The following is a 21,392-nucleotide window of genomic DNA, read 5'->3' on the forward strand; positions in this document are numbered from 1 at the left end:
TTTTTACTATCCATTCGTATTCTAACTTAGTGTGGTGGACTATAAAATAATCTTTTCACTTACTTCACATACTTTATTACCATAAAACCGAAAAAGATAGCTTTTCATGGATTTATTATTTTAATTGTACCTTCACTACCTAACTCATTAATTTTCAATAGAAATAACTACCCTATGAAATATTTTCAATTTAAGACTTTTATTTTTTCTGTTTTATTGATGCAATTTGTCTGTGCTCAAAATTTTGAACAACAAGCACGTGAAAAAATTGCAAGACTTCAGAATTTAATAACGACAGCAGAGAAAGCTAATAGAGATGTCATTCGTGAAAAAATGACTTTAAGGACAGCAGAAGTTTTTTTAAACTATGCTAAATGGGATGAATTAAATACTGAGTTTAATCAAAAAGGTTTTGAATCCCTTACTACTTATAGAAGTATTTATAATCCAAATAATGATCCGCTGAAGGACGGTCGTGATAGTATGGGAAGAGATGCAAAAGCTGCTGCTGAAAACTTACCAACTTTTGAACGTAAGCAAATTATTATGATGGTGGAAAAAGCTATAGCAAATGTAAGGGCACTTAATAAGAATATTTTAAAAAGAAAACCTACTATTAATCCGGATTGGTCTAAAATTAGTTTAGATGCTAAAAATGCCAGAGTAGTTCAAACCGTTAACGGAAAAAAGCGTCCAATTTTTGTATCGTCTTATAATTTTATGCCCGATATATCCATTGACCCGACAGGAGTTTCTAAAAAAGAGTTAGACTTAACTGAATATTATGGAGCGGACAATACCTTTCTCATTGCAGGAAATACTTCAAGTTCACCGGGAGTTTTAAATGTGGCTTATAAAAATAGTCTAATTAGAGCAAACAAGTCAGCAAATTTCGGTAATGTCTTTTTACAACATAGGATAGTTCCTTTTTATTTACAAGAAAAATATAGGAATGATAAGTCTGATACTTCTATATATGCCGGGGAGAGATCATTTACCACTTATGATATTGACAATCCGGACACTCGAATACTTTGGAAAACAATTTTAAACAAAGCCTCCTTAGATGCTAAAGGCAAAAATTTTTCAGGGCAAGGTTATTTATTAGCTAATGAGCCCCATTTTGCTACGGCAGAAGGCAGTTATGACAACGGAGCACCTTCTAGCGCTGATGCAGAAGCAGCTTGTGTAGCTGATGAATTTTGTAACTTAAATTCAGTTTCAAAATATACAATAGATAATTTTGCCGTTTACTTAAAAGACATACATTATACAATTAATAACTTAAATAACAAGTACGGTTTAAAAGGAGTAGATCGATATGCCAGTTTTCGAGACGTAAAAATTGAATTACCATTTAAAAGGAGTTTGATAGGAACTCCAATCGCTTATGACTGGATGCGTTACAATCAATTTAGAGTAACAAATTGGTTTCAATTTTTAAAAGATAATATAACAAAAAATGATCCTGAAGCAAAGGTACATCTAAAGTTAATTCCAGGTTATTTAACAGACGAAATTAGGGATTCAGGATTAAATTTTGAAGACTTAACTAGGTTATCAGGAATTAGTGGAAACGATGCAAAGGTTGTGAAGCGTAGGATGAGAGGTGCGCAGAGTCCATTACTTGAAAAATATGCTTATGATTGGCGACTCATGTCTCTTCCTTATGATTTCTTTAGATCGGTAAAACCGAATCAAGTTAATTATAATTCCGAAGTTCATTATTTTGCAACCGCGCAGTTCAGAGATCTATACTTAAAACCCAAATATGCGCGATCTGTAACTTGGCTTGCACATTTACTAGGACAAAATATGAGTGAAATTTGGGTATGGTCCAGAGCTAAGGATGGGTCGGTAACTGCCCCAAGATTAGGGTCTCATACAGGTTCTTTAGGACAGCAGCCTGGTATTGTTAATGAAATACAATTAACCATGTTTGAACTCAATGCGCATGCTGAAGATATTTATCAAATACAGTTGGCTAAAAAGCCTATAAGAATATTTCATTCAGAAACTTCTGCTATTAATAAAATTGATCATATGGTACCAATATCTAATTTATATGAAAAATTATATTTTGATGGCTACCCTCTAGGGTTCGTAACAAAGAAGATAATTCAAGAACAAAATAACGACAATTGGAAGGTTATACTTATTTCCGAGAGTCCCTTTGTCACGCCAGGTGAATTTAAAGCTTTACAAACCTACTTAGACAATGGCGGAACTATAATTATGGATGATAAAAGTTTAAAAACAGGTCCATATGGCAATCCTTTAAATAAAGTCCTTAACACTAATAAAGGAGGAAGAATAATGAAGGCAAATAGCCTTGGGCAATTTAGAAATACAGCAATATCTGTGGTCAACACATCTGGTCTAAAGCCAAGACTAATACTTAATGAGGATAAACCTGTTAATGAACGAGGTTGTTTTTGGAGGTCTATACAAACGCCTGATGGTAGAAATGTAATTTCAATTAATAATTTATCTAAAACAAGTTCTAAGATAACTATTAGATTGAAAGGTGTTCCTGCTTCAAATTTAACCTTAACCAATATGTTTACAGGAGAAATTTTATCTTCTAATAAAATTGAAATAGAATCAGAAGGAGTGCTTTTTCTGGACGCCAGATCAAAAAGAAACTCAAATAGAAAAGAATTAACTTTAGAAGAAAATTCTGGTATTAACATTTATCCAAATCCTACCTCTGATTTTTTTAAAATTGAGTTTAACAAACAGAATGTTTTCTTAGAAAAAATAACAATGTTCGATATTTCAGGGAAAATAGTATTTTTAAAAGATGTTGATAATGTTTCAAATTTAACAGTCGATACGAATATGTTACAAGATGGAGTGTATTTATTGAAGTTACAAGACTCATCCGGAGAAATAGATATTCGTAAAGTAATAGTAAAGTAAGAGTGTGGTTCTATTCTAGTAGTTTTAGATTAACAAAATAAGATTTGTACTAGCTATTTTCACGAAAAAAAATGCAAAAAATTAATTTAAAAATAATTGTATAAGTAAAATAAAGTCGTAGATTTGCACCCGCATAAGCAATTGGTCTGGTAGTTCAGTTGGTTAGAATACCTGCCTGTCACGCAGGGGGTCGCGGGTTCGAGTCCCGTCCAGACCGCTTTTTATAAAAGCATCGTAATATAAACCTCGCTAGTCTATGACTTAGCGAGGTTTTATCTTTTAAGGGGATGATCGCATTAAAATTATACTTATAAACTTCTTATATAATTGGTTAAGCTTGAATTGGCATCCAGACCTATTTTTTTCTTTATCCTATATCTTGAGGTATGCACACTGCGCAACGAAATATTTAAAATTTTGGACATTTCGTAGTTATTAAAATTTAACTTAATAAGCGCACAATGTTTTAACTCAGTAGGTGTTAATTCAGGATGCTTATTACATATGGTTTTATAGAATTCCGTATTTACTTCAGTAAATCTCTTGTTAAATTCGTTCCAGGTGGTTGTATTAATATGAGAGTATTTCTTTTTATACTCTGTATATTCCGCAGGAGCTTTTATTTTAATAAGGTCAACTAAAAAATCAATATTTTCCTGCATCTTAATTACTTTTAACGCATATCCGGTCAATTCTTTATTTTTTACTTCCAGGATAGCTTCATTTTTTTCGATTTTATGTTGGCTTATCATAGAGAGCCTTTTAAATTTACTTCTTTGATAAAATACTATATAAACACCAGTTCCTAAGGTTAGGATTATTGCAAAAAGAATAATGGCACCTGTCAATTTTTTATCTTCTTCTTTAATAAGTACTTGTTGTTGAGCAATAGTTATTTTATTTTTTTCTAACTGAGCTCTGTATTTATTTTTGATTTCAAATAGGTCTTCATTGAGTTTACTAGTGGTACTGAAAAGCTTGTCATTAACTTCCCTGGAAGCTTTTAAATAATCAACGGCACTCCTCCAGTTACCTTGAAGAATATGGACATCAGCAATTTTTTGTAAGATTGCAGGTTCTGATTCAATATGTACTTGCTTGATCCTAATCCATTCTAAACTTTTCTGATAATAATAATGGGCACTATCATATTGATATAATTCTTTTTTTAAATCTGCGGTAAAAGCTAAATTCATTGCTAAGTAAGGAGCATTTTTCTTTTCCAGATAAGATCGGGCCCGTACTAATTGTTTTTCGGAAAGTGTAATGTTTCCAACCTTCATATTACAAAACCCCTGATCTGTCATTGCATATGGCAATATACGTCCGTTATCATACACCTGATTACATGAATCCAAATAGGTAAGGGCTACTTCGTACTTATGCCGGTCACGCCAAAATGTAGCGATGCTAAAGTAATTCGAAACTATTTGTTCCTTTACCTCCTGATCAGATACCATTATGGACTTAGATAGTGATAAGGCACGGTGGAGATAATGTAATGCCAGCGAATCTTTGCTATAAATATCGTATAGGATCCCAATATCTCTATAAATCTCGACAGATACAATATCTTCTTTACGATTTTTTGCAAGTAATAAAGCTTCCCATAGATTATCAAAAGCAATACCATATCTACCACTATATCGATACTTATCGCTTTGATCAATAAGCCTTCTTATTTTAATACTATCGTGTAAATCTAAATCATCCGTATTTTGGGATGTAGTTATACTCCCGTTTGAACTTTTGTAGTTCTCCTGCCGCGTATGGTCACAAGCCCCTAAGAAAAAGAACATGGTAAAAATGATATGAACTACTACCCTTACATACATTTACTAAATATAACTATAACCAATAACATTTACTTATTGTATACTTTTCAATATGACCTTTAGAAATTAAGTTATTTATTTTTAGTTGTTTACAAATTTACAAGAAAGTGATTGATGTGATATTGAATAACATAAAAAACTAGTTGTTGTCATTTTGAATACCTATTTATTTCATTATTATATACATATACGTGAACCTTGTCATAAAATTTAAAATTTTAGAGTTATATGAAATTTTTATCAGTGAAGTTCAGGTTACTTCTTATAATCCTATGCATATATTCCTGTAGTTCTTTATATGCTCAGCATATTTACCGTACTGATTTACCATCTAATCAACTGGTGGCAAAAGGTTGGGTTAAGGAATTTTTACAGCGTCAGGAAAGTGGGTTAACCGGAAATCCGGAAGAAAGCGGTTGGCCGTTTAATACCAACATGTGGTGCGAAGAAATGGATGTAAAAGATGATGAGTTTCAATACTGGCGTTCTCCCTGGTGGCCATATGAACACACCGGCTATTATCTGGACGGGGCTTTAAGAGCAGGATATGCTATAGATTCGCAATCTTTATTAAATAAAGTTGATGCTAATATTAAACATGTGCTCGCAAATGTAGATAAAGAGGGGCGTTTACGTGCAGGTAATATTGGTATGGAACATGAGTGGTGGCCTATGGTGGTTTTTATGAGAATGTTATTCGAAAAATACGATGCTACCCAAGACCCTGATCTATTAAATGTTTTAGAGAAACATTATCAAGCCACGTATAAGCTGGAAGAAAGTTTTAGAGTTCCAAAGACATCAGGGTTTTATGTACGCTCCGTATTACATGTTGAACATTTGTGTGAACTCTATAGAATAACCGGCAATGAATTCTATCTAAAAGCAGCAGAACGATTGTATACCGGGTTTCAGCAACAAGCAGAAAAAGTAGGTAAAAACGAACCTATATTTCAATTTTCGGCTAAGGGCATGATACAAGAATTAAAATCTACAGGACATGGAGTGACTTACCATGAATTTTTAAAGCTTCCTGCCATTCTATATAAGTATACTGGTGATAAAAGGTATAAAGAAGCAATATACGGTGCCGTCAAACAGTTGGAGGATAATCATGAACTTGCTGACGGATTGGCTAGCTGCTCAGAACCTTTTGCAGGAAAAGGTCCGGAAAAAGCACATGAAATGTGTAATACGGTAGATTACAACTGGTCGCTTGGTTATGCTTTGTTAGCAACCGGTGACCCGTATTTTGCGGACAAAATGGAGAAGAATCTATACAATTCCGGATTTTCTTGTGTGACTAGTAACTTTAAAGCGCACCAATATTTTTCTGCTCCTAATCTGGTTATGAGTACAGGTATGTCCAGTGAGTATGACGATCACCACGATTGGGGGTTTGGTTCTAAAGGTCGTTTAAGCTATAAGCCTGGGCATGATACCCAGTGCTGTTCCGGAAACGTACACCGGATGTTTCCAACTTTTTTAAGTCGAACCTGTATGATTGAAAAAAATAAGAATAAAGTGTCGGTAGTTTTTTATTTACCTGCTACTATAAACATTCCGCTAGGCGATGAACTATTTAGTTTTACTCAAAAAACCAACTATCCTTTTGAGCATGATATTACCATAGAAGTATATGAGGCGCCTGTAAAAAAAATAGCTTTGGATTTGAGAATACCAGGTTGGACAGAATCCTATCAAATTAGCTTAAATGGTAAAGAAATTTTTAAAGGTTCTGAAAGTACCCTATTTAAAACACTATCCCGAAAATTCAAGAAAGGGGATTTGCTCACTATCCGTTTTAAAACTTCGCCTCAAATTGATAATCGGGGAAAAGGTATAGCTATTAATTACGGACCCTTAGTTTTCTCTAAATCTATCCAAGCAAAAACACGCCTGGTAACTAGTGATTATGCCAAAAAGTGTAGTCCTGAATTTCCAGCTTATGAGATGTATCCTTTACACCTCCATGATTGGGCTGTAGCTCTTTCTAAAAACCTTACCAGTAAAGATATAGAAGTAGTCAGAACGGATCACATAGGATATCCCTGGGAACATGGAAATACCCCAATCAAACTAAAAGTAGCAGCAATGACGGTTAAGAACTGGGATCTTATCAGATGGTCTTCCCTTGCTCCTTTTCCGGAGATTATCGAGACAAAGGATAAAATTAATTTGGAATTAGAACCTATGGGAAGTACGCTTTTAAGGCTTACCGAATTTCCAAAGGCAGAGTTTTAGCTTTTTATTATATGAAGTTGTGGATTTTTAACCCGCGGTACATTTAAACTCTAACTATGGTAAAATCTGTCAGTTCGAAAACGTAAATTAAGAAAGAGGCGTACTTCAAGTGTTTAGTAGAACTATTGAGTCTTTTAACTAAGCTTAATATAATAAGGATTTAAGTCAAAATAGCCATATCGTTTATAGTTAGATAGAAGGACTCGATATGCTAATTTAAGCTAAGGGTAAGCTCATTTTTATAACGAAGTTTGCCAAAAACTGATTACGCTTTTACGTAAAAATGTAGCATTTATTTTTCTTAGTTTTATGCGTATGAAAATTACTTTTTTATTCTTCCTGCTGCTCTCTTCTTATACTTTTTCACAAATAAACGAGATACGTCTTATTTCCTGGAATATTCAGGATTTCGGAAAAACAAAGAATGAAGAAGAATTAAATGAAATTGCAGAAATTGTAAGAGAAGCAGATATCGTGGCAATTCAGGAGGTTGTTGCTGGTTATGGAGGAGCTCAGGCAGTCGCAAAATTATCTGGAATTTTAAATAGAAAAGGGGCGCAATGGGATTATGTTATTAGTGATCCTACTAATAGTCCGAAATATGCTACGGAACGTTATGCAGTTATCTGGAAAACTAAACATATAAAAATAAAAAACAGAGGGAAATTAATTAGTGAATTGGATACACTTGTTGACAGAGAACCTTTTTTAATAGACTTCTACATAAATGATAAGAGGTTAAGCCTGGTCAACTTTCATTCTAGGCCTTATAATAAGAACCCTGAAGCTGAAATTAAAGCAATTACTAAACATTTGATAAATACTTTTTCTACACCTATCATGTTAACTGGTGATTTTAATGTAAATGAAGCTAAACCTGTATTTGATCATTTCAAAAATAATGGATATTATACCGCTATAAAGAATCAACAAACTACTTTAAAAAGAGCCTGTAAAGGTTTTAACTATCTTAACTATCCTATTGACAATATATTTTTCTCTTCCCAAATTTTAAAAATCGACAGTGGAGTTTTAGATTTTGTAAAAACTTGTGATCGCCTGGAGAAAGCCAGAAAACTATCTGACCACCTTCCTGTATATCTTAATTTTGATTTTAAAAATTAACTACACCTACATCCCTCGCCTACTATCCACTGGCAGCAAGGATCTGATTGACATGCAGCTTTGTTTTTATTGGAACATCCGCAGTTAGAAGTCGTATTACAATCTTTTACACTATTCCCCAATTCTTCGCAAGCAATGCCATCTTTATCTGCATCCAAATCATTTCTACATTCGGGATCGGCATCAAATGCAGCTTGAGCGGAACTTTGTGAAGTATAATTAGCACAATTGGTATCGCTGCATGGAGTATCTGCACCACCTTTTGAGCATGAAAAAGGTAAAAACCCTAATAATACCAGAAATATAAGTAAGCAACCACTTTGCTTTGATTTAGAAAAAGTTTTTCGGTAGGTTACCCCCGGGATTCCTGTTTTTACAGAATATCCTTTTGAACTTAAACTCCCCCTTTTGTTCCTATAACTGGGAGTGATTCCTGATTTACTTATATGTACTCCGAATCCTTTACCTAGTTTTATTTTCTTGTTAAATTTAAAAGCCATAATCAGTTTTTATTTGAGATAAAGTTCATAATCACTTTTTCTATATGAGAGGGTAAGTCAGCACTTTTAATTTTAAATCTCTTTACATTCATTTGGGTTAACCAGGTCTCCCAATAATTTTCGATAATTTCTTGTGCATAAGGATGGTTACTATTTTGACTTTGAATCCCTAATACTAAAACCTCCAAGTCTTCTAATCCCTGGGTGGCGGGTATAAAACCTAAGCCTCGGTCTTTTATTTCTGTTTTCCAATCTGATTTGTTTAATTTGAGTTTTGTTAAAGATTGCGGTGTCAAATATGACGTTAGATTTCCTTCTTTTTTTAAACCGGCTTTATCATACAAGTATCCATCAGTTAGTATTACCAAGATATTCCGATTACATGCTTCCATACAATAATCCTTTACATGATTTTTAAAAAATCCCCAAATATCTGAACCTGAATAGCCTTCTGTCTTAGCAATGGCTCTAGATTGCGCATATATCTGTCCCGGAAGCGTTCCGTAGCGTTTTATGGTTTCAGGTATCCATTTATCTTTGGACACGCCTTTTACATAACTTACTTTTAATTCCTCAGCAAGTTGATTGATTGTAGGATTAGTAGGAGCTGGTTCAAAATACACTTCCATTTTATCATATAGTAAAACCAGCTTCTTTCTAAGAACATGATTATTAAAAGCTTTAGCTATTGACAAGATATAAGCCGAATCTTTTGCCTGTTGTTGTGGTAATTCTATCCGGTCTGAAAGATCCAGGAGAATACTAATATTTAAATTATTATCTTTTCGATCCAGAATATGGAGTTCACATTTTGAATTAAAATTTTGCTTTTTTATGTTGGCAATAACATCCGAATTTTCTTCTTGATTTTTAGATTCTTTTTCGGATTGACACATGATAAAAATTAGCAACGCGCAAAACGTAATGAGTAGTACTTTTTTCATTTTAATGGGTTTTTGTAAATATGGTATTATGATAATCCTCCCGGACTCCAATTTTTGCTAAATGAGCCTTACTAATTTCGAGGCATTCTGAAATTAACTTATCATTTTCAAACTTGGAGATCACTAATTTCTCATTGATAAAAGTTAACCATCCTTGTAAATACTCTGAGGCATATAGTTTATATTCTTTAGTAGGAATGATAGTACCATCAATGATACGCTGCAATTCATTAATCCTTCCTTTGGCTTTAGAAATTTTTTCTTTGATCTCCTGAATTAATACTCTTACTTCATCAATCTTAGTTTTATTATCATGAATTTGTTCTTTGTGTAGCGTAATTTGTTCGTTACGTTTACGAATGGCGTTTTTGATTTTATCTTTTTCTTTATGCTCTTCCATAACAAAATCAAAGATGAAACCCCAAATTAAATAGACGATAAAGCCAAGAAAAATAATCAACCAAAACTCCTGACTTTTTATGGCTTCGGCAAAACCAAATTTATCTTTAAGACTAACAGCATTAAGTTCCCATAATTTTCTTTCTATAAAAAAAGCGAGTAGGATGTCAAAAATTAAAGTCACTACGATGATTGCTGCAAGTTTAAAATAAGAGGCTATATTTTTCTTTTGATAAAACATATGAATTAAATATCCAAGGCCAATAAAAATAAATGGAGCAAAAATAACGGTAGCAAAATCTTGAAATCCACTTTCCCAAGCTCTAACAATGGATTTAGGTGCAAAAATTTTAGTTGATCCATATGTAAATTCTCTTATCATAGCGGAATAAACAACTGATGTATAGAACATAAATAAGTAGATAGTAATAGGAATTAAAGCTCCAATTCCTATCCAAAATTTTGTAGAAGCCCCCTGTTTTGCTGGGATTCCGTAAGCATCCGGGTTTTGAGGTAGATCTGTGATCTCAAATTTTAATTCTTTTATTAATTTTTCAACATCCTGATTTTTATCCTCATTATGCGCTATCTTCTCATTTGCGTTATCAATAGCTACCTGAAATCCTTTGATTTCTGACTCTTTTTCTAATTGTTCTTGTGCATAGGGTTTTTTAAGTTCTTCTTGTTTGTGCTGCAATTCTTTTTCTTCATTTTCAAATTTGGCATAGATGGCATCAAGACAGATTGATAGTGTTTGAGAATTTCCGGTATTTCTGGAACTATCTCTATACCCTGCCTCATGATAGGTTCTTTTTCTTGCTTCCTCGTTGGGCTGTTCATCTTTTATTTGAATTACTGTTTCTTTTGGTTTAAGCTTTACCAAGTCTTTTAATCCCATCATCACTTATTTAATTGGTTAATAATTTCTTCTTTAGTTCGATTGATTTTTACGGATTCGATAAGAAATTGTGCCAGGAGTTCAATATTCTCATCTAAAAAACCGAAGAGTTTGATATACTTTTTTAAAGCGGAGAGTTCATCTTCTGTTACAACTTCATCTGCCCAAATCATTGCCGTAAAATCATACAGGAAACTTATTTTTTCAGGAATTTCTTCCGGAATTAGGTTATTTGCATCTACCGGATTAAGTAAAATTTGATCCAGATGTTCTTTTGAAATACCGCGTTCTTCTGCAAATTCATATAGCATTTTTAATTCGAGGGCACTAAACTCTCCATCGGCAAGTGCAATCTGGTATAATCGAAGAAAGTGACTTTTAATCACCGTGGGTATTGATGTATGATCCATAATGGTTTTATTTATAAAATTCTGTCTCGTTGGTAGGTTTTAGCCTCTTCTATAATTATAGTTTCTTTACTTACTGGTTCGGATATTTCACGCATGGGTTTTTTTATGAATATTTCTACCAGAAATAAGATTCCGGTTACAATATCTATGGGTACCCAGGGAAGTTTCATATAAAAATGAATAGGCCATACAGGATTAAATAAGATCAATATGAGTCCAAACAGAATGACCCAATACCCAACGGTAAAATTTTTAATCATAACTAGAATGGCACCTAGAGAAACGATCCCACGCAACCACCCGTAATATTTTAAAGGATTAGGTAGTACGGCAATAAACAAGAGTAAAGCGCAACAAAATGATAGCATACGTACAAGATTTATTAGTAGTTTTTTATTCACTAAGCATCTTTTTTAATTGAGAGTTTCTATTATGAGGCTTTGATGGAAAAGGATTTGGACGGGGATTCGGACGATTAGGAATTCTTTCGGGGATAGAGGACGGTGTTGGTTTCGAAGGTGGTTTGATAGGTGTGGTTTTCTTTGTCATGATATAAGGTTAATCAAGTTAAATCGTGGTACATTTGAATAATAATTATTGTAAAATCCGTCAGTTCAAGTACTTCGATCGGAGGAAGAAGTGTATCAAGAATAAGGATATTACTTAAAAAAGCTGTTTTCGATATCCTCGATCAAGTCAAGGACAGGCTATTTTTTCTTCATTTCATTACGAAAAAACACTCAAACTGACGCTTTTTCCCTAAACGCACTAGAGGTTTAAGTTAAATCGTTGATAATTGCATTGGGAGCATCTCTTTTTACGGCACTTATACCATCCTTACAGCTTTGTTTAGAATTATACATTTCACTTGTAGCAATAATTTCTCCGTTACTTTTTGAACGAAGGTTAAAGTAAAATTTACCATTAGTACTTTTCTTAATTTCAAATTTTGCAGTGGACATTGTTTTTGTTTTAAGTTAATATTACCCCAAACTTAAAACCATTCTTAAGTAATTCCTTACAGATATCTGTAAAGTAAAAAAAGAACGGCTTTTTAACCGTTCTTTTTTATCATTTTAAACTACAAGTTAATCCTCCCAACCACATAATGTTCTTCCAATTTGCTTTGCTTCTTGTAAAGAAACCTTATAAATACCCGAAGAACAACGAGAAAGACCTCTGCAAGACTGTCTGTAATGATACCGTTTACTCCCTTTTCCTTTACAGATGTATACCTTGGCTTCAATTTTAGTATAGCTGGTAAGGGACGAGAAAAATACACCCAATATGATAATAGAGATGCCTATCCGATTAATAAGAATATTTTGTATCATTAATTATTTCTGTAGATTTTATTTTTAGCTATTTCTAAAAGACCTAATAATTCATTGTAGTCACCTCTTTCAAGAAGAATTATGGATTTTCTATTATTCCTTTCTACTTGTAAATATGATGACCATTCATTATTATTATTCCAGAAGCAACCAGCTTCAAAACCACTTCTACTTCTAAAAGTAATTTCAGTATAATTTTTAGGATTAACACCAAAAACACTTTCTTTAATAATGTTCATAGACTTAATTAAACCGTCTATTTCATCAGAATCTAATTGAGCTATTTTAGAGTCAGATGAATATGTATCCTTTACCTCTAGTTTTATTCTTAGAGAGCGAATAGATTCTCCAGCAATCATATCAGTAATCCTCAAAATTTGAATTTCTGCCTCACCAATTTTACCAATACCTATAAATTCCTTTTCTATAAGAGTACCAGCTTTCGATGAGAACAATTCTGCATTACTTATATTTCCTGTACTGTTCTGTGCACAGCATATATTATATGCTATACTTAATATTATAAGTATTTTCTTCATTTAAAATTATTTAAGAGGTATGACAACTTTCTGAACAATGTTTACATCCGTTAGATTGTGTATAAGTCTTTTCAGCTTCTATCACTGCCGATTCGCAACTATAATACTCACCCAAGTACTTTTTACTCGTTACAAGTGTGAGCCAGTAACATCCATCCTTATGAACTTCATGGTCGCCATTTGCTTGTTCAGTATTGTTTACATAATATTTCGTCATAATTAAAAAATTTAAGATTAATAATACCCCAAACATAAATCCATTAAAAGACAATCCCTTACAGGTTTCTGTAAGGGATTTAAAGTATGGTATGGAAATGGGTTGTTAGTTAAAAGCTTTATATTTTACCTTCTTTTGCTAATTTTACAAGTAAGTTGACTGTGTTTTTAGCTTCAAATTCGTCATAAAGTTTACTGATTCTCTTATCAATCGTACTTTCACTATTTGGCGTTATATTTTCTTGCTTAAACTTTTCAGAAACTTGCTTTTTTGTAAGTCCGTTAGCTAGTTCTTTTAGGATGGCACGATCAAAATCATCTAACTCAACTACATTAGTAGCGGCAGTTAAGTTGATTTGAGGGGAAACAAAGCATTTATTTAAATAGACTTTATTGACAGCTTGTATTAATTCCAACATTCCGTTAGGTCCTTTACAAACATACCCATTGATCTTTTGTTCTTTAAAAAGTAAATCAACCTGTGCCCGGTTTTTTTCCATAGAATTCACTATGATTTTTATCTCCGGCATTAGGATTCTTACTGCTTTAATTAATTCAATACCAGAAGTCAATTTTCGGTCTACATGATCTTTTAAAAAAATTAAATCAGTGATAAGTAAATCATAAGGTTGTTTGCCTTGTAAAGCTACTTTGATACGGCTAAGGGCTTTATCACAATACAACTCCTCCTGTAAATCTTCAATCTTTAATCTCTCGCGTAAAGTTTCTGAAACTCCACGAATTTCACCTTGAAAATCTTCAGCTAATAACACTTTTTTAAACATAGGTAGTACTATTTTGGAATATAAATTTCAGCCCGAAAACCTTTCCCCTCTTCGGTATCAAATGTAATAGATCCGTTGATAGCTTTAATACGCTTTTCCGTATTGCGAAGTCCGTTTTTTCTATTTAAGGAATCTTTCGGCGCACCTATTCCGTTATCTTCATAGTACACCTGTATTTTATCTTGCTGATCTTTAAATAGAACAACCGCCTGGCTAGCTTTACTATGTTTTCCCATGTTGATAATTAATTCCTGCAATACTTTTGAAAGGATAGTTTTTGTTTGATGATCTAATCTAAACCATTCCATTTCCTTTCCACCAGAAATTATCAATTCAACTTCTAAGGGTTTCATATATTCTAAAGTTGCTTTTAGAATTTTCCAAAAATCCGGGCCAGTGTCTACTTCGTTTAACTCCCTCGATAAATTCCTAAGGTCTTCATAAAATGCCCCCAACGCGTCCAAAATAATTGATTTCTTTACACCTCGTTGTAGCATTAGCATGATTTGGTTGATTTTACCGCCATGATCGTCGTGTAATTTTAAAGAAAATTCCGCCTCTGTATTTAATATAGCTTCTAATTTTTCTGTTTTACTTTTCTGTCTTAGTTTTTTAGTTCGTTCATTAAAGCCAAAAAGAGAAAGTCCAAATGCGGTAACAGCAAAGAGAAAGCCTCCTAAATAAAGTGTCTTTTGATTTTGTTGCTCACTGACTTCCAGTGCTTTTTCGGCATTTTCTTTTTCTAAGCGTAAATTAGCTTCCCGGGTGACCGTATCATCGTATTTATACTTGGCAAATTGAGTCTTTACCTTCAATTCTTGTCGATAGAGACTATCTTGTAAAAACACATAGCGGTCGCGTATTTTCACATCTTTTGGTTCTAATTTCATTAGAAAGCTAAGTGCATCCTTTTCTGCTCTTGGGATTTTTAACCGTTTAGAAACTTGAATTACCGAATCAAAATAAGAACTTGCTCTTACCGAATTGGTTTTACTATAAAATTCTCCGAGATGGGTATAGCTGGCTATTTTCCCTCGGAGATCATTACTTTGTTTACGAATCTTAAGCGGTTCTAGAAATTCTTTGATTTGAATTGCTTCTCCGTTAAGCCATCGGGCATAGACAAGATTATCCAGAACCCTGGCGTATTCTTTCTTATTACTTATTAAAACGGAATCTGAAAGAATGCTTTTTAATTTTAAAATAGCAGCGTTATATTGTTTGTTGTCAATGTACGTAGCGGCTAGATTATTTTGATATATAAATTTATCTGTTTTAAAATTAGTGTTTTCAATAGCTTTTACATAATACTTTATTGCGTCAGAATAGTTTAATAGTTTTCTATGATTTGTAGCCAAAGTGCTATAGGATGATGAAATATATTTAGCATCTTTTTTAGAATTAAAATATTGTAAAGCTTCTACAATAGTCTCTTTACTTCCAAAAAAATCATTTTTATTTTGTTGTATTAGAGCCATTCCTAAAAAACCCTTTCCAACTTTAGAATTTCTTTTTAAAGTAAAAAAGAAATTTTTCGACTGATTGTAATGATAAAATGCACTATCATAAACACCCTGTTTCTTAAAATATAAGGCTATATTAAAATGAGCATTTGCGCTATAATGAATGTTTGAAAATGCTTTTGCCTTCTTTAATAAATAACTATCGTATAGAAAAGAACTATCTTTTTGATTTAATTTATAATGAAGAGAACTCTTAGCAGCAATAACTGCCAAACTTATAGAATCTAAAGGTAATTTTGATATAAGGGTAAAGCCGCTATCTATTAATTGTAATCTCTGATTTAAATCAATATTTCTATTTTTGCTTGCTATTAATAGCTTATATAAATTTTTGTTATCTATTTGAAAAACCTGTTTCTGTTTATTTGAATTACAAGCTATCAATATAGATACTATATATAATAGTATAAAGCGGGAAATCATTTTCAAAATTTATTGCTAAATGTATGAAAATAAGAAAACCACACCGTAAAACGATGTGGTTTGTATTAAAAAATAAGAAATTATTCGTCATCTTCTCGTTCCATCTCTACCTGTCCATCATCACCTTCAGTTGCTTGAACATGATAGAGTTCACCTGTCTCTGTGATTTCATCTGTGGTACATGAAAATAGAACTGTATTAAAAACCAATGCCATTACGGCTATAATCATTTTTTGCATTTTAATAATTTTAAAAATTGAACATAGGAGTGGCTGTTTGAGATGATCTCAAATTCATTTTTACCAATCCCGTAAGAGTTTGGAGTACTCCGTTTTTTTGGAAAGTGAAAATCAAATGCGACCGTTTTTAGCTACTTTCCGATGGCTAACTACTAGCTGCATTACAGATTTCCGTAAGAATGATTTTCTAGAAATACTATGTTAGCAAAGCATAGCGGATCATTCTTGAGTGCAAGATGGGGAAGATTAAAAATGTGATTGCAGACTCGCGATCGACTTTTATTCGACTAATTACAGACACCAATTAAAACGGTGGTTCACACAGCGTTGATTCGAAACTATGTCGATAAAAAAATTGTATTTTTAGTATAATGGATGAAAAAAGAATAGAAGAAATTGTTCAGAAAGTGTTTGAGAAAGCAGAGAAAGAACAAGCTTCTCATACTAAGTTTGCCTTATCCAAACATATAAGTAATCAAACTACTTTAAGTTCAAAAACCCTTGAGCGAACATATGACCGATACATTAATAAAAAGAGTACGCAAGGACCACCAACTGCTTATAGTGTTGATTTACTTTGTAAATATTTAGGATTTGAAAATTACTTGGATTACGTTAAGAATAACCCAATTAGAGAAGATAAAATCATAGATGATGAAGAAAAAAACAAAACACAAAATGGTCACCAACAAAAAAATAAAAATGTAAATACTTTTGAAAAAGAAGAAGGAAGTGGTAAAAAAAATGAAGAAGAAAAGAAGAGCAAAAGAATTATAACACTCTCAATCAGTATAGCTTTAGGTGTAGCTGTTTTGGTTTTTATAATCTCTAATTGGCCTAAAAAATCTTTAGAAAATGATTTTGAACCTGGAAAGTGTATGACCTGGGCTGAAACAAAATTTGTAAGTGTTTCTTGTGATATGGGTCCTTATTCTGAATATGGAACTAAAGTCGAACCTCTACGAAAAGCGACATTTAAAAATATGAGAAAAGTAAAGGTGGATGCTGCCTATCAATTCTTTGCAAAAGACGGTAGTCCGTTGATCTGGTACTATAAAAATAAAGATAAGGAGTATGAATTTTTTACGGCTCCCGGTTTACATCCTACTACCAATAAAACTTTAAAAAAAATAACCCCTTATATCATTGAAAAGCACGTACCTGTACATACTTACCATAAGAGTTCTTTTATTCAACAGGGTAGTAAACTAAAAAACTAATGGAGATTTTAACTTAACCCAAAAAATAATCATATCTAATTTACCATATAAAAAACCTGATAAACCCCGGTTAATTCATATCTTTACGACGTTGTGTTGTCCGCCATGCGGCGGACTAGGTTTAGTAGTAAATAAACCTGTCTCGTTTTTACGAGGATGAGAAGCTTTTCCATTTAACTTGGAAGGGCTTTTTTTAGTCTTAACATCTATTCACTTTATAAACTTCTTTATACCTAGTTAAAAACATAGTAGTAAGAATTGATGCTTATTTGTAAAATAATAAAACGAAAGTCATTCATCTAATTGTAGTATTTTTCTTTCAAATACTAACAGATATCACTTTAAATATGTTAAAATGCCAATTTTGTACGATAAAATTCATAAAAAGTTTGGTGAATTCAATTTTAGTCGTATCTTTACCATGTGTTAATAAAGAAATAGTTTGTTCATCAGCCCCAAGATGAAAAACTTTAGTAAAAGTGAGTTTTAATTTTAGTAAGCCCTTAAATTAAGATGATTTGTGTGAAGTGAAAGAGTGCCGAAAGGCGCTCTTTTTCATTTATTCCTTTTAAAAATACTGCCACTGTCACCAGTTCTTGTTTTTTAAACTAAACAAACTGGCACCTAATATTAGTACATCCAAACAACCATTTTTACAATCATTTTCAATTAATTAACAACTTAGTAGCTTTAAAAAAAGCTTATATAAATTATCCTGAAATTTAATCGGTTCACCCCCACTTTTATCCTATTTATCAATTTTAATTTGCGTACAAGCTATGGTATAAGCATATTTGTTTTGGATATTAAAGAATAATCTTTAGAAAATACGAATAAAGCTTTCTATTCTTTTCGTTAATAATTCGGGAATTTTAAGAATACTAATTTCGAAAGTATTAAGGAATCATCTGGGAATTAGTAATTCTAAAGAAATATTAATTCTATCACCATTTAAAATAGTAGAAAATGAAATTAAAAATAGTATTATTTATTATCGTATCAGCATTGGTTGCCTTTGGAATCGCTTTTTATATGTATCAGAAAAAGGTGCCCGGACTAGCATCTGAAAACGCTAGCTATCAGGTGACCGCCAATGAATTGTTTGATGCATTTAATGATAATGAAGAAGCAGCTTCGCAACAATTTCTTGAAAAAGTAATCGCCGTTACGGGAGAAGTCGTAAGTATTAAAGAAAATAACGACCAATATACCGTTGTACTTCATGCAGATAATGCTATGGCAGGCGGTATTAATTGTTCTTTTAGAAATACACCGGATACTATTGAAAAAGGTGCAACGATTACTATTAAAGGAAGGTGCCAGGGATTTTTGATGGATGTGGTATTAAATAATTGTGTTTTAGAAAAATGAAGATAAAAGTAATACTTATAGGTTTTTTAGTTTGCTTCACTTCTTGTTATAATGATAAAGAAGATTTGTTATACGGAGCAGTAGAATGTGATACGGAAGCGGTTAGTTTTTCTGAAGAAATTATGCCTATTATTAGTAACAATTGTTCTACCGTAGGATGTCATGTCCAGGGTGGTAGCGGGGTTGGAATTTTGGAAAATTATGATCAGGTAAAAGCCATAGTAGACGATGGTTCTTTCAGGGATCGAGTATTGGTTCAAATGGATATGCCACCTTCAGGTTCATTAAGTGCTTGCGAACTACAACATCTGGAAGAATGGATAGCAGATGGAGCACTCAATGATTAGGTCAATTGATAAATTAATTTAAAACTCTTAAACCAAAATGAAAATAACTAAAATTCTACTGCTATTCCTGCTGATAGGAAGCAGTACCTTCGGACAAAAATACTTAACGCAAACCGGAACCATCCAGTTTTTTTCTGAAACTCCGCTGGAAAATATTGAAGCCGTAAATACCCAGGTTTCCAGTGTCCTGAATGCGGAAAACGGTGAAATGGCATTTTCTTTACTTCTTAAAGCTTTTCTCTTTGAAAAAGCACTCATGCAGGAGCATTTTAACGAAAAGTATGTAGAAAGTGATAAATTTCCAAAATCCCAATTTAAAGGAAAAATAGAGAATTTTGATATTTCCAAATTAACAACAGAACCTAAGGAATTTACGGTAAAAGGAAGACTTACTATACATGGTAAGACCAATGACATAGTGATTAAGAAAAAGTTATCTACAACGGAGAACGGCGAAATATTAGGTGCTTCTACCTTTACCATCAACCTGGAGGATTATGATGTCAAAATACCCGCCGCAGTTAGAAAAAATATATCAGAAAGCATTAAAATAACAGTTAAAGTTACTTATGAAAAATTTGGGTAATTTTTTATTATTAATTTCGGTTCTATTCCTTTTTTCCACTACTACAATGAGTGGTCAGGATGATTTGTTAGACATTTTAAACGAACAGGAAAAGCCTGCGACAGACTATACGATTGCTACCTTTAAAAGTACCCGTTTAGTAAGCGGTCACTCTGTAGAAACTAATGCAAAAGGAGTATTGCAATTTTTGATAGGTCATCGTTTTGGCAGAATAAACGATGGTTGGCGTAACCTCTTTGGCTTAGACAATGCCATTATCCGTCTTGGGTTTGATTATGGGATAACTGATCGAATTAACATTGGAATTGGTCGCTCTTCTTTTGAAAAAGTATATGATGCTACTTTTAAATGGAAATTTTTACGCCAGCAATCCGGAGCTACTACTTTTCCGATAACCGCAACATTGGTAAGTTCAATTTATGCCAGTTCTACGGAATGGTCAGAACCCGACCGGGAGAATTTTTTCTCATCAAGGTTAAGTTATCACCATTCGCTTCTGTTAGCCCGTAAGTTTGGCAATCTCCTTTCGTTGCAACTTATGCCTACGGTAGTACATCGCAATCTGGTTCCGGTTGAACAAGATGATAATACCATATTTGCCTTAGGAGCAGGAACCTCCGTCAGATTAACTGGTTCACTTCGGTTAAATTTAGAATACTATTATGTATTACCCGATCAGGTTACCAGTACCATAGGCGGAGAAACGGTAAAGAACTCCTTTTCTATAGGTGTAGACTTGGAAACCGGAGGTCATGTTTTTCAGCTTCATTTAACAAACAGTAGAGGTATGACAGAAAGGTATTTGGTAGGAGAAACTACCGGGGACTGGTTTGACGGTGACATTCATTTTGGCTTTAATGTAAGCCGAGTTTTTACAGTGAGAAAACCTAAAGAATTTAAAAAATGAAAAGAAAAACGCTACTTAAAATAACACTTCTATTAGGTATCATCCTTATAGGATCTTGCCAACATGATCCGGTCTTTACCGAGGTAACAGATCCGAACATGACAGATCCGGACATTACCGACGAAAACGGTAGAATCTGTGATAGTGATACTATTTATTTTTCAAATCAGGTATTTCCAATCCTTATGGGGTCTTGTGCTACTACCGGATGTCATGATAGCAATACGGCAAGGGCAGGAGTCAATTTAACATCCTATGAAAATATTTTTGAGACCGGGAGAATTGAACCTTTTGATTTAAATAGGTCTAATTTGTACAGGGTTATAACTGAAACTGACCTTAGTTTTGTAATGCCCCCGGGTAATCCATTACCGCAGGACCAAATTGACATCATTGGAAAATGGATTGAACAAGGTGCACTAAATAATTCTTGTGATAATTAAAATATCATTATTTATTGCGCTTTTTAGTACATAGCATTTTTAGCGAATAGTGGTTCGTTATTATAATGATTGGTTCTAGGATTTTTGATTTTCAGTTCCGTTCCAATCAAGAAGATTAGTTTCAGTCTGATTTGGATAGAAAAATTATATTGAAAACATGATAATTTTCGGTTAAAAGCTTG

22 protein-coding genes and 1 tRNA gene are annotated in these 21,392 nt (G+C 32.9%); 10 read left to right on the forward strand and 13 right to left on the reverse strand.

Annotated elements, in window-relative coordinates; all coding sequences use genetic code 11:
* Positions 1-174: 174 nt before the first annotated feature.
* Both NBT05_RS03410 and NBT05_RS03415 read left to right on the forward strand, forming a co-directional pair.
* Positions 175-2,922 (forward strand): T9SS type A sorting domain-containing protein, encoded by a 2,748-nt coding sequence (locus NBT05_RS03410; protein ID WP_265772041.1) that lies wholly within the window; start codon positions 175-177, stop codon positions 2,920-2,922.
* Positions 2,923-3,065: 143 nt separating this feature from the next.
* Positions 3,066-3,139, forward strand: a tRNA-Asp gene (locus NBT05_RS03415).
* 91 nt (positions 3,140-3,230) lie between these two features.
* On the opposite strand, the gene NBT05_RS03420 is transcribed toward NBT05_RS03415, so the two are convergent.
* The gene (locus tag NBT05_RS03420) at positions 3,231-4,757 is read right to left on the reverse strand and encodes a helix-turn-helix transcriptional regulator (protein ID WP_265772042.1); all 1,527 of its coding nucleotides are present in this window, start codon (positions 4,755-4,757) and stop codon (positions 3,231-3,233) included.
* A 228-nt stretch (positions 4,758-4,985) separates the two neighbouring features.
* Between NBT05_RS03420 and NBT05_RS03425 the strand changes: the two genes are divergently transcribed.
* Together NBT05_RS03425 and NBT05_RS03430 are read left to right on the forward strand one after the other, a co-directional pair.
* Positions 4,986-7,001, forward strand: a complete 2,016-nt coding sequence (locus tag NBT05_RS03425) for a beta-L-arabinofuranosidase domain-containing protein (protein WP_265772044.1) — start codon at positions 4,986-4,988, stop codon at positions 6,999-7,001.
* Between the two features lie 315 nt (positions 7,002-7,316).
* Entirely contained in the window at positions 7,317-8,126 is an 810-nt protein-coding gene (locus NBT05_RS03430) for an endonuclease/exonuclease/phosphatase family protein (RefSeq protein ID WP_265772045.1), read from the forward strand.
* On the opposite strand, the gene NBT05_RS03435 is transcribed toward NBT05_RS03430, so the two are convergent.
* The 12 genes from NBT05_RS03435 to NBT05_RS03490 form a co-directional block, all read right to left on the reverse strand.
* Positions 8,123-8,626 carry a DUF4236 domain-containing protein gene (locus NBT05_RS03435; RefSeq protein WP_265772046.1) on the reverse strand — a complete coding sequence of 168 codons (504 nt, stop codon included), beginning with the start codon at positions 8,624-8,626 and terminating at the stop codon, positions 8,123-8,125. The genes NBT05_RS03430 and NBT05_RS03435 overlap by 4 nt on opposite strands.
* Positions 8,627-8,628: 2 nt before the next feature.
* Positions 8,629-9,570, reverse strand: coding sequence for a hypothetical protein (locus NBT05_RS03440; RefSeq protein ID WP_265772047.1), 942 nt, complete (start codon positions 9,568-9,570; stop codon positions 8,629-8,631).
* Position 9,571: 1 nt separating this feature from the next.
* Positions 9,572-10,870, reverse strand: coding sequence for a beta-carotene 15,15'-monooxygenase (locus NBT05_RS03445; RefSeq protein ID WP_265772048.1), 1,299 nt, complete (start codon positions 10,868-10,870; stop codon positions 9,572-9,574).
* Positions 10,870-11,277 (reverse strand): hypothetical protein, encoded by a 408-nt coding sequence (locus tag NBT05_RS03450; protein WP_265772049.1) that lies wholly within the window; start codon positions 11,275-11,277, stop codon positions 10,870-10,872. Before NBT05_RS03450 ends, NBT05_RS03445 begins: the two co-directional genes overlap by 1 nt.
* An 11-nt stretch (positions 11,278-11,288) precedes the next feature.
* Positions 11,289-11,645 carry a DUF6804 family protein gene (locus tag NBT05_RS03455; protein WP_265772050.1) on the reverse strand — a complete coding sequence of 119 codons (357 nt, stop codon included), beginning with the start codon at positions 11,643-11,645 and terminating at the stop codon, positions 11,289-11,291.
* A gap of 25 nt (positions 11,646-11,670) precedes the next feature.
* Complete coding sequence (locus tag NBT05_RS03460; RefSeq protein ID WP_265772051.1) at positions 11,671-11,826, reverse strand: hypothetical protein; 156 nt, start codon at positions 11,824-11,826, stop codon at positions 11,671-11,673.
* 227 nt (positions 11,827-12,053) lie between these two features.
* Complete coding sequence (locus tag NBT05_RS03465) at positions 12,054-12,239, reverse strand: YegP family protein (protein WP_265772052.1); 186 nt, start codon at positions 12,237-12,239, stop codon at positions 12,054-12,056.
* A 126-nt stretch (positions 12,240-12,365) separates the two neighbouring features.
* Positions 12,366-12,611, reverse strand: a complete 246-nt coding sequence (locus NBT05_RS03470; RefSeq protein WP_265772053.1) for a hypothetical protein — start codon at positions 12,609-12,611, stop codon at positions 12,366-12,368.
* The gene (locus NBT05_RS03475) at positions 12,611-13,150 is read right to left on the reverse strand and encodes a hypothetical protein (protein ID WP_265772054.1); all 540 of its coding nucleotides are present in this window, start codon (positions 13,148-13,150) and stop codon (positions 12,611-12,613) included. The genes NBT05_RS03470 and NBT05_RS03475 overlap by 1 nt, the downstream gene beginning before the upstream one ends.
* Before the next feature lie 335 nt (positions 13,151-13,485).
* Positions 13,486-14,151 carry a DNA-binding response regulator gene (locus NBT05_RS03480; protein ID WP_265772055.1) on the reverse strand — a complete coding sequence of 222 codons (666 nt, stop codon included), beginning with the start codon at positions 14,149-14,151 and terminating at the stop codon, positions 13,486-13,488.
* 8 nt (positions 14,152-14,159) lie between these two features.
* Complete coding sequence (locus NBT05_RS03485) at positions 14,160-15,887, reverse strand: ATP-binding protein (protein WP_265772057.1); 1,728 nt, start codon at positions 15,885-15,887, stop codon at positions 14,160-14,162.
* Between the two features lie 290 nt (positions 15,888-16,177).
* On the reverse strand, positions 16,178-16,327 hold the full coding sequence (locus NBT05_RS03490) for a hypothetical protein (protein WP_265772058.1): 150 nt from the start codon (positions 16,325-16,327) through the stop codon (positions 16,178-16,180).
* 380 nt (positions 16,328-16,707) lie between these two features.
* On the opposite strand from NBT05_RS03490, the gene NBT05_RS03495 reads away from it, so the two are divergent.
* The 6 genes from NBT05_RS03495 (at position 16,708) to NBT05_RS03520 (ending at position 21,210) form a co-directional block, all read left to right on the forward strand.
* Entirely contained in the window at positions 16,708-17,556 is an 849-nt protein-coding gene (locus NBT05_RS03495) for a hypothetical protein (protein ID WP_265772059.1), read from the forward strand.
* Positions 17,557-18,522: 966 nt separating this feature from the next.
* Entirely contained in the window at positions 18,523-18,927 is a 405-nt protein-coding gene (locus NBT05_RS03500) for an OB-fold protein (RefSeq protein ID WP_265772060.1), read from the forward strand.
* The gene (locus NBT05_RS03505; protein ID WP_265772061.1) at positions 18,924-19,274 is read left to right on the forward strand and encodes a hypothetical protein; all 351 of its coding nucleotides are present in this window, start codon (positions 18,924-18,926) and stop codon (positions 19,272-19,274) included. Before NBT05_RS03500 ends, NBT05_RS03505 begins: the two co-directional genes overlap by 4 nt.
* A gap of 37 nt (positions 19,275-19,311) precedes the next feature.
* Positions 19,312-19,860 (forward strand): YceI family protein, encoded by a 549-nt coding sequence (locus NBT05_RS03510; protein ID WP_265772062.1) that lies wholly within the window; start codon positions 19,312-19,314, stop codon positions 19,858-19,860.
* Positions 19,844-20,767, forward strand: coding sequence for a DUF5777 family beta-barrel protein (locus NBT05_RS03515; RefSeq protein WP_265772063.1), 924 nt, complete (start codon positions 19,844-19,846; stop codon positions 20,765-20,767). Before NBT05_RS03510 ends, NBT05_RS03515 begins: the two co-directional genes overlap by 17 nt.
* Positions 20,764-21,210 carry a c-type cytochrome domain-containing protein gene (locus tag NBT05_RS03520; protein ID WP_265772064.1) on the forward strand — a complete coding sequence of 149 codons (447 nt, stop codon included), beginning with the start codon at positions 20,764-20,766 and terminating at the stop codon, positions 21,208-21,210. Before NBT05_RS03515 ends, NBT05_RS03520 begins: the two co-directional genes overlap by 4 nt.
* Positions 21,211-21,392 lie beyond the last annotated feature (182 nt).

Origin of the sequence: Aquimarina sp. ERC-38, from assembly GCF_026222555.1 — a bacterium.
In the GTDB taxonomy this organism is placed as follows: Bacteria; Bacteroidota; Bacteroidia; order Flavobacteriales; family Flavobacteriaceae; genus Aquimarina.

Excerpts from the sequence above, each read along its gene's own strand:
- NBT05_RS03475 (WP_265772054.1), bottom strand. The coding sequence starts at position 13,150 with ATGAAGAAAATACTTATAATATTAAGTATAGCATATAATATATGCTGT.
- NBT05_RS03495 (WP_265772059.1), top strand. The coding sequence starts at position 16,708 with ATGGATGAAAAAAGAATAGAAGAAATTGTTCAGAAAGTGTTTGAGAAA.
- NBT05_RS03450 (WP_265772049.1), bottom strand. The coding sequence starts at position 11,277 with ATGGATCATACATCAATACCCACGGTGATTAAAAGTCACTTTCTTCGA.
- NBT05_RS03500 (WP_265772060.1), top strand. The coding sequence starts at position 18,523 with ATGAAATTAAAAATAGTATTATTTATTATCGTATCAGCATTGGTTGCC.
- NBT05_RS03425 (WP_265772044.1), top strand. The coding sequence starts at position 4,986 with ATGAAATTTTTATCAGTGAAGTTCAGGTTACTTCTTATAATCCTATGC.
- NBT05_RS03480 (WP_265772055.1), bottom strand. The coding sequence starts at position 14,151 with ATGTTTAAAAAAGTGTTATTAGCTGAAGATTTTCAAGGTGAAATTCGT.
- NBT05_RS03410 (WP_265772041.1), top strand. The coding sequence starts at position 175 with ATGAAATATTTTCAATTTAAGACTTTTATTTTTTCTGTTTTATTGATG.
- NBT05_RS03445 (WP_265772048.1), bottom strand. The coding sequence starts at position 10,870 with ATGATGGGATTAAAAGACTTGGTAAAGCTTAAACCAAAAGAAACAGTA.
- NBT05_RS03440 (WP_265772047.1), bottom strand. The coding sequence starts at position 9,570 with ATGAAAAAAGTACTACTCATTACGTTTTGCGCGTTGCTAATTTTTATC.
- NBT05_RS03515 (WP_265772063.1), top strand. The coding sequence starts at position 19,844 with ATGAAAAATTTGGGTAATTTTTTATTATTAATTTCGGTTCTATTCCTT.
- NBT05_RS03470 (WP_265772053.1), bottom strand. The coding sequence starts at position 12,611 with ATGATACAAAATATTCTTATTAATCGGATAGGCATCTCTATTATCATA.
- NBT05_RS03430 (WP_265772045.1), top strand. The coding sequence starts at position 7,317 with ATGAAAATTACTTTTTTATTCTTCCTGCTGCTCTCTTCTTATACTTTT.
- NBT05_RS03455 (WP_265772050.1), bottom strand. The coding sequence starts at position 11,645 with ATGCTATCATTTTGTTGCGCTTTACTCTTGTTTATTGCCGTACTACCT.
- NBT05_RS03510 (WP_265772062.1), top strand. The coding sequence starts at position 19,312 with ATGAAAATAACTAAAATTCTACTGCTATTCCTGCTGATAGGAAGCAGT.
- NBT05_RS03420 (WP_265772042.1), bottom strand. The coding sequence starts at position 4,757 with ATGTATGTAAGGGTAGTAGTTCATATCATTTTTACCATGTTCTTTTTC.
- NBT05_RS03505 (WP_265772061.1), top strand. The coding sequence starts at position 18,924 with ATGAAGATAAAAGTAATACTTATAGGTTTTTTAGTTTGCTTCACTTCT.
- NBT05_RS03520 (WP_265772064.1), top strand. The coding sequence starts at position 20,764 with ATGAAAAGAAAAACGCTACTTAAAATAACACTTCTATTAGGTATCATC.
- NBT05_RS03460 (WP_265772051.1), bottom strand. The coding sequence starts at position 11,826 with ATGACAAAGAAAACCACACCTATCAAACCACCTTCGAAACCAACACCG.
- NBT05_RS03465 (WP_265772052.1), bottom strand. The coding sequence starts at position 12,239 with ATGTCCACTGCAAAATTTGAAATTAAGAAAAGTACTAATGGTAAATTT.
- NBT05_RS03490 (WP_265772058.1), bottom strand. The coding sequence starts at position 16,327 with ATGATTATAGCCGTAATGGCATTGGTTTTTAATACAGTTCTATTTTCA.
- NBT05_RS03435 (WP_265772046.1), bottom strand. The coding sequence starts at position 8,626 with ATGGCTTTTAAATTTAACAAGAAAATAAAACTAGGTAAAGGATTCGGA.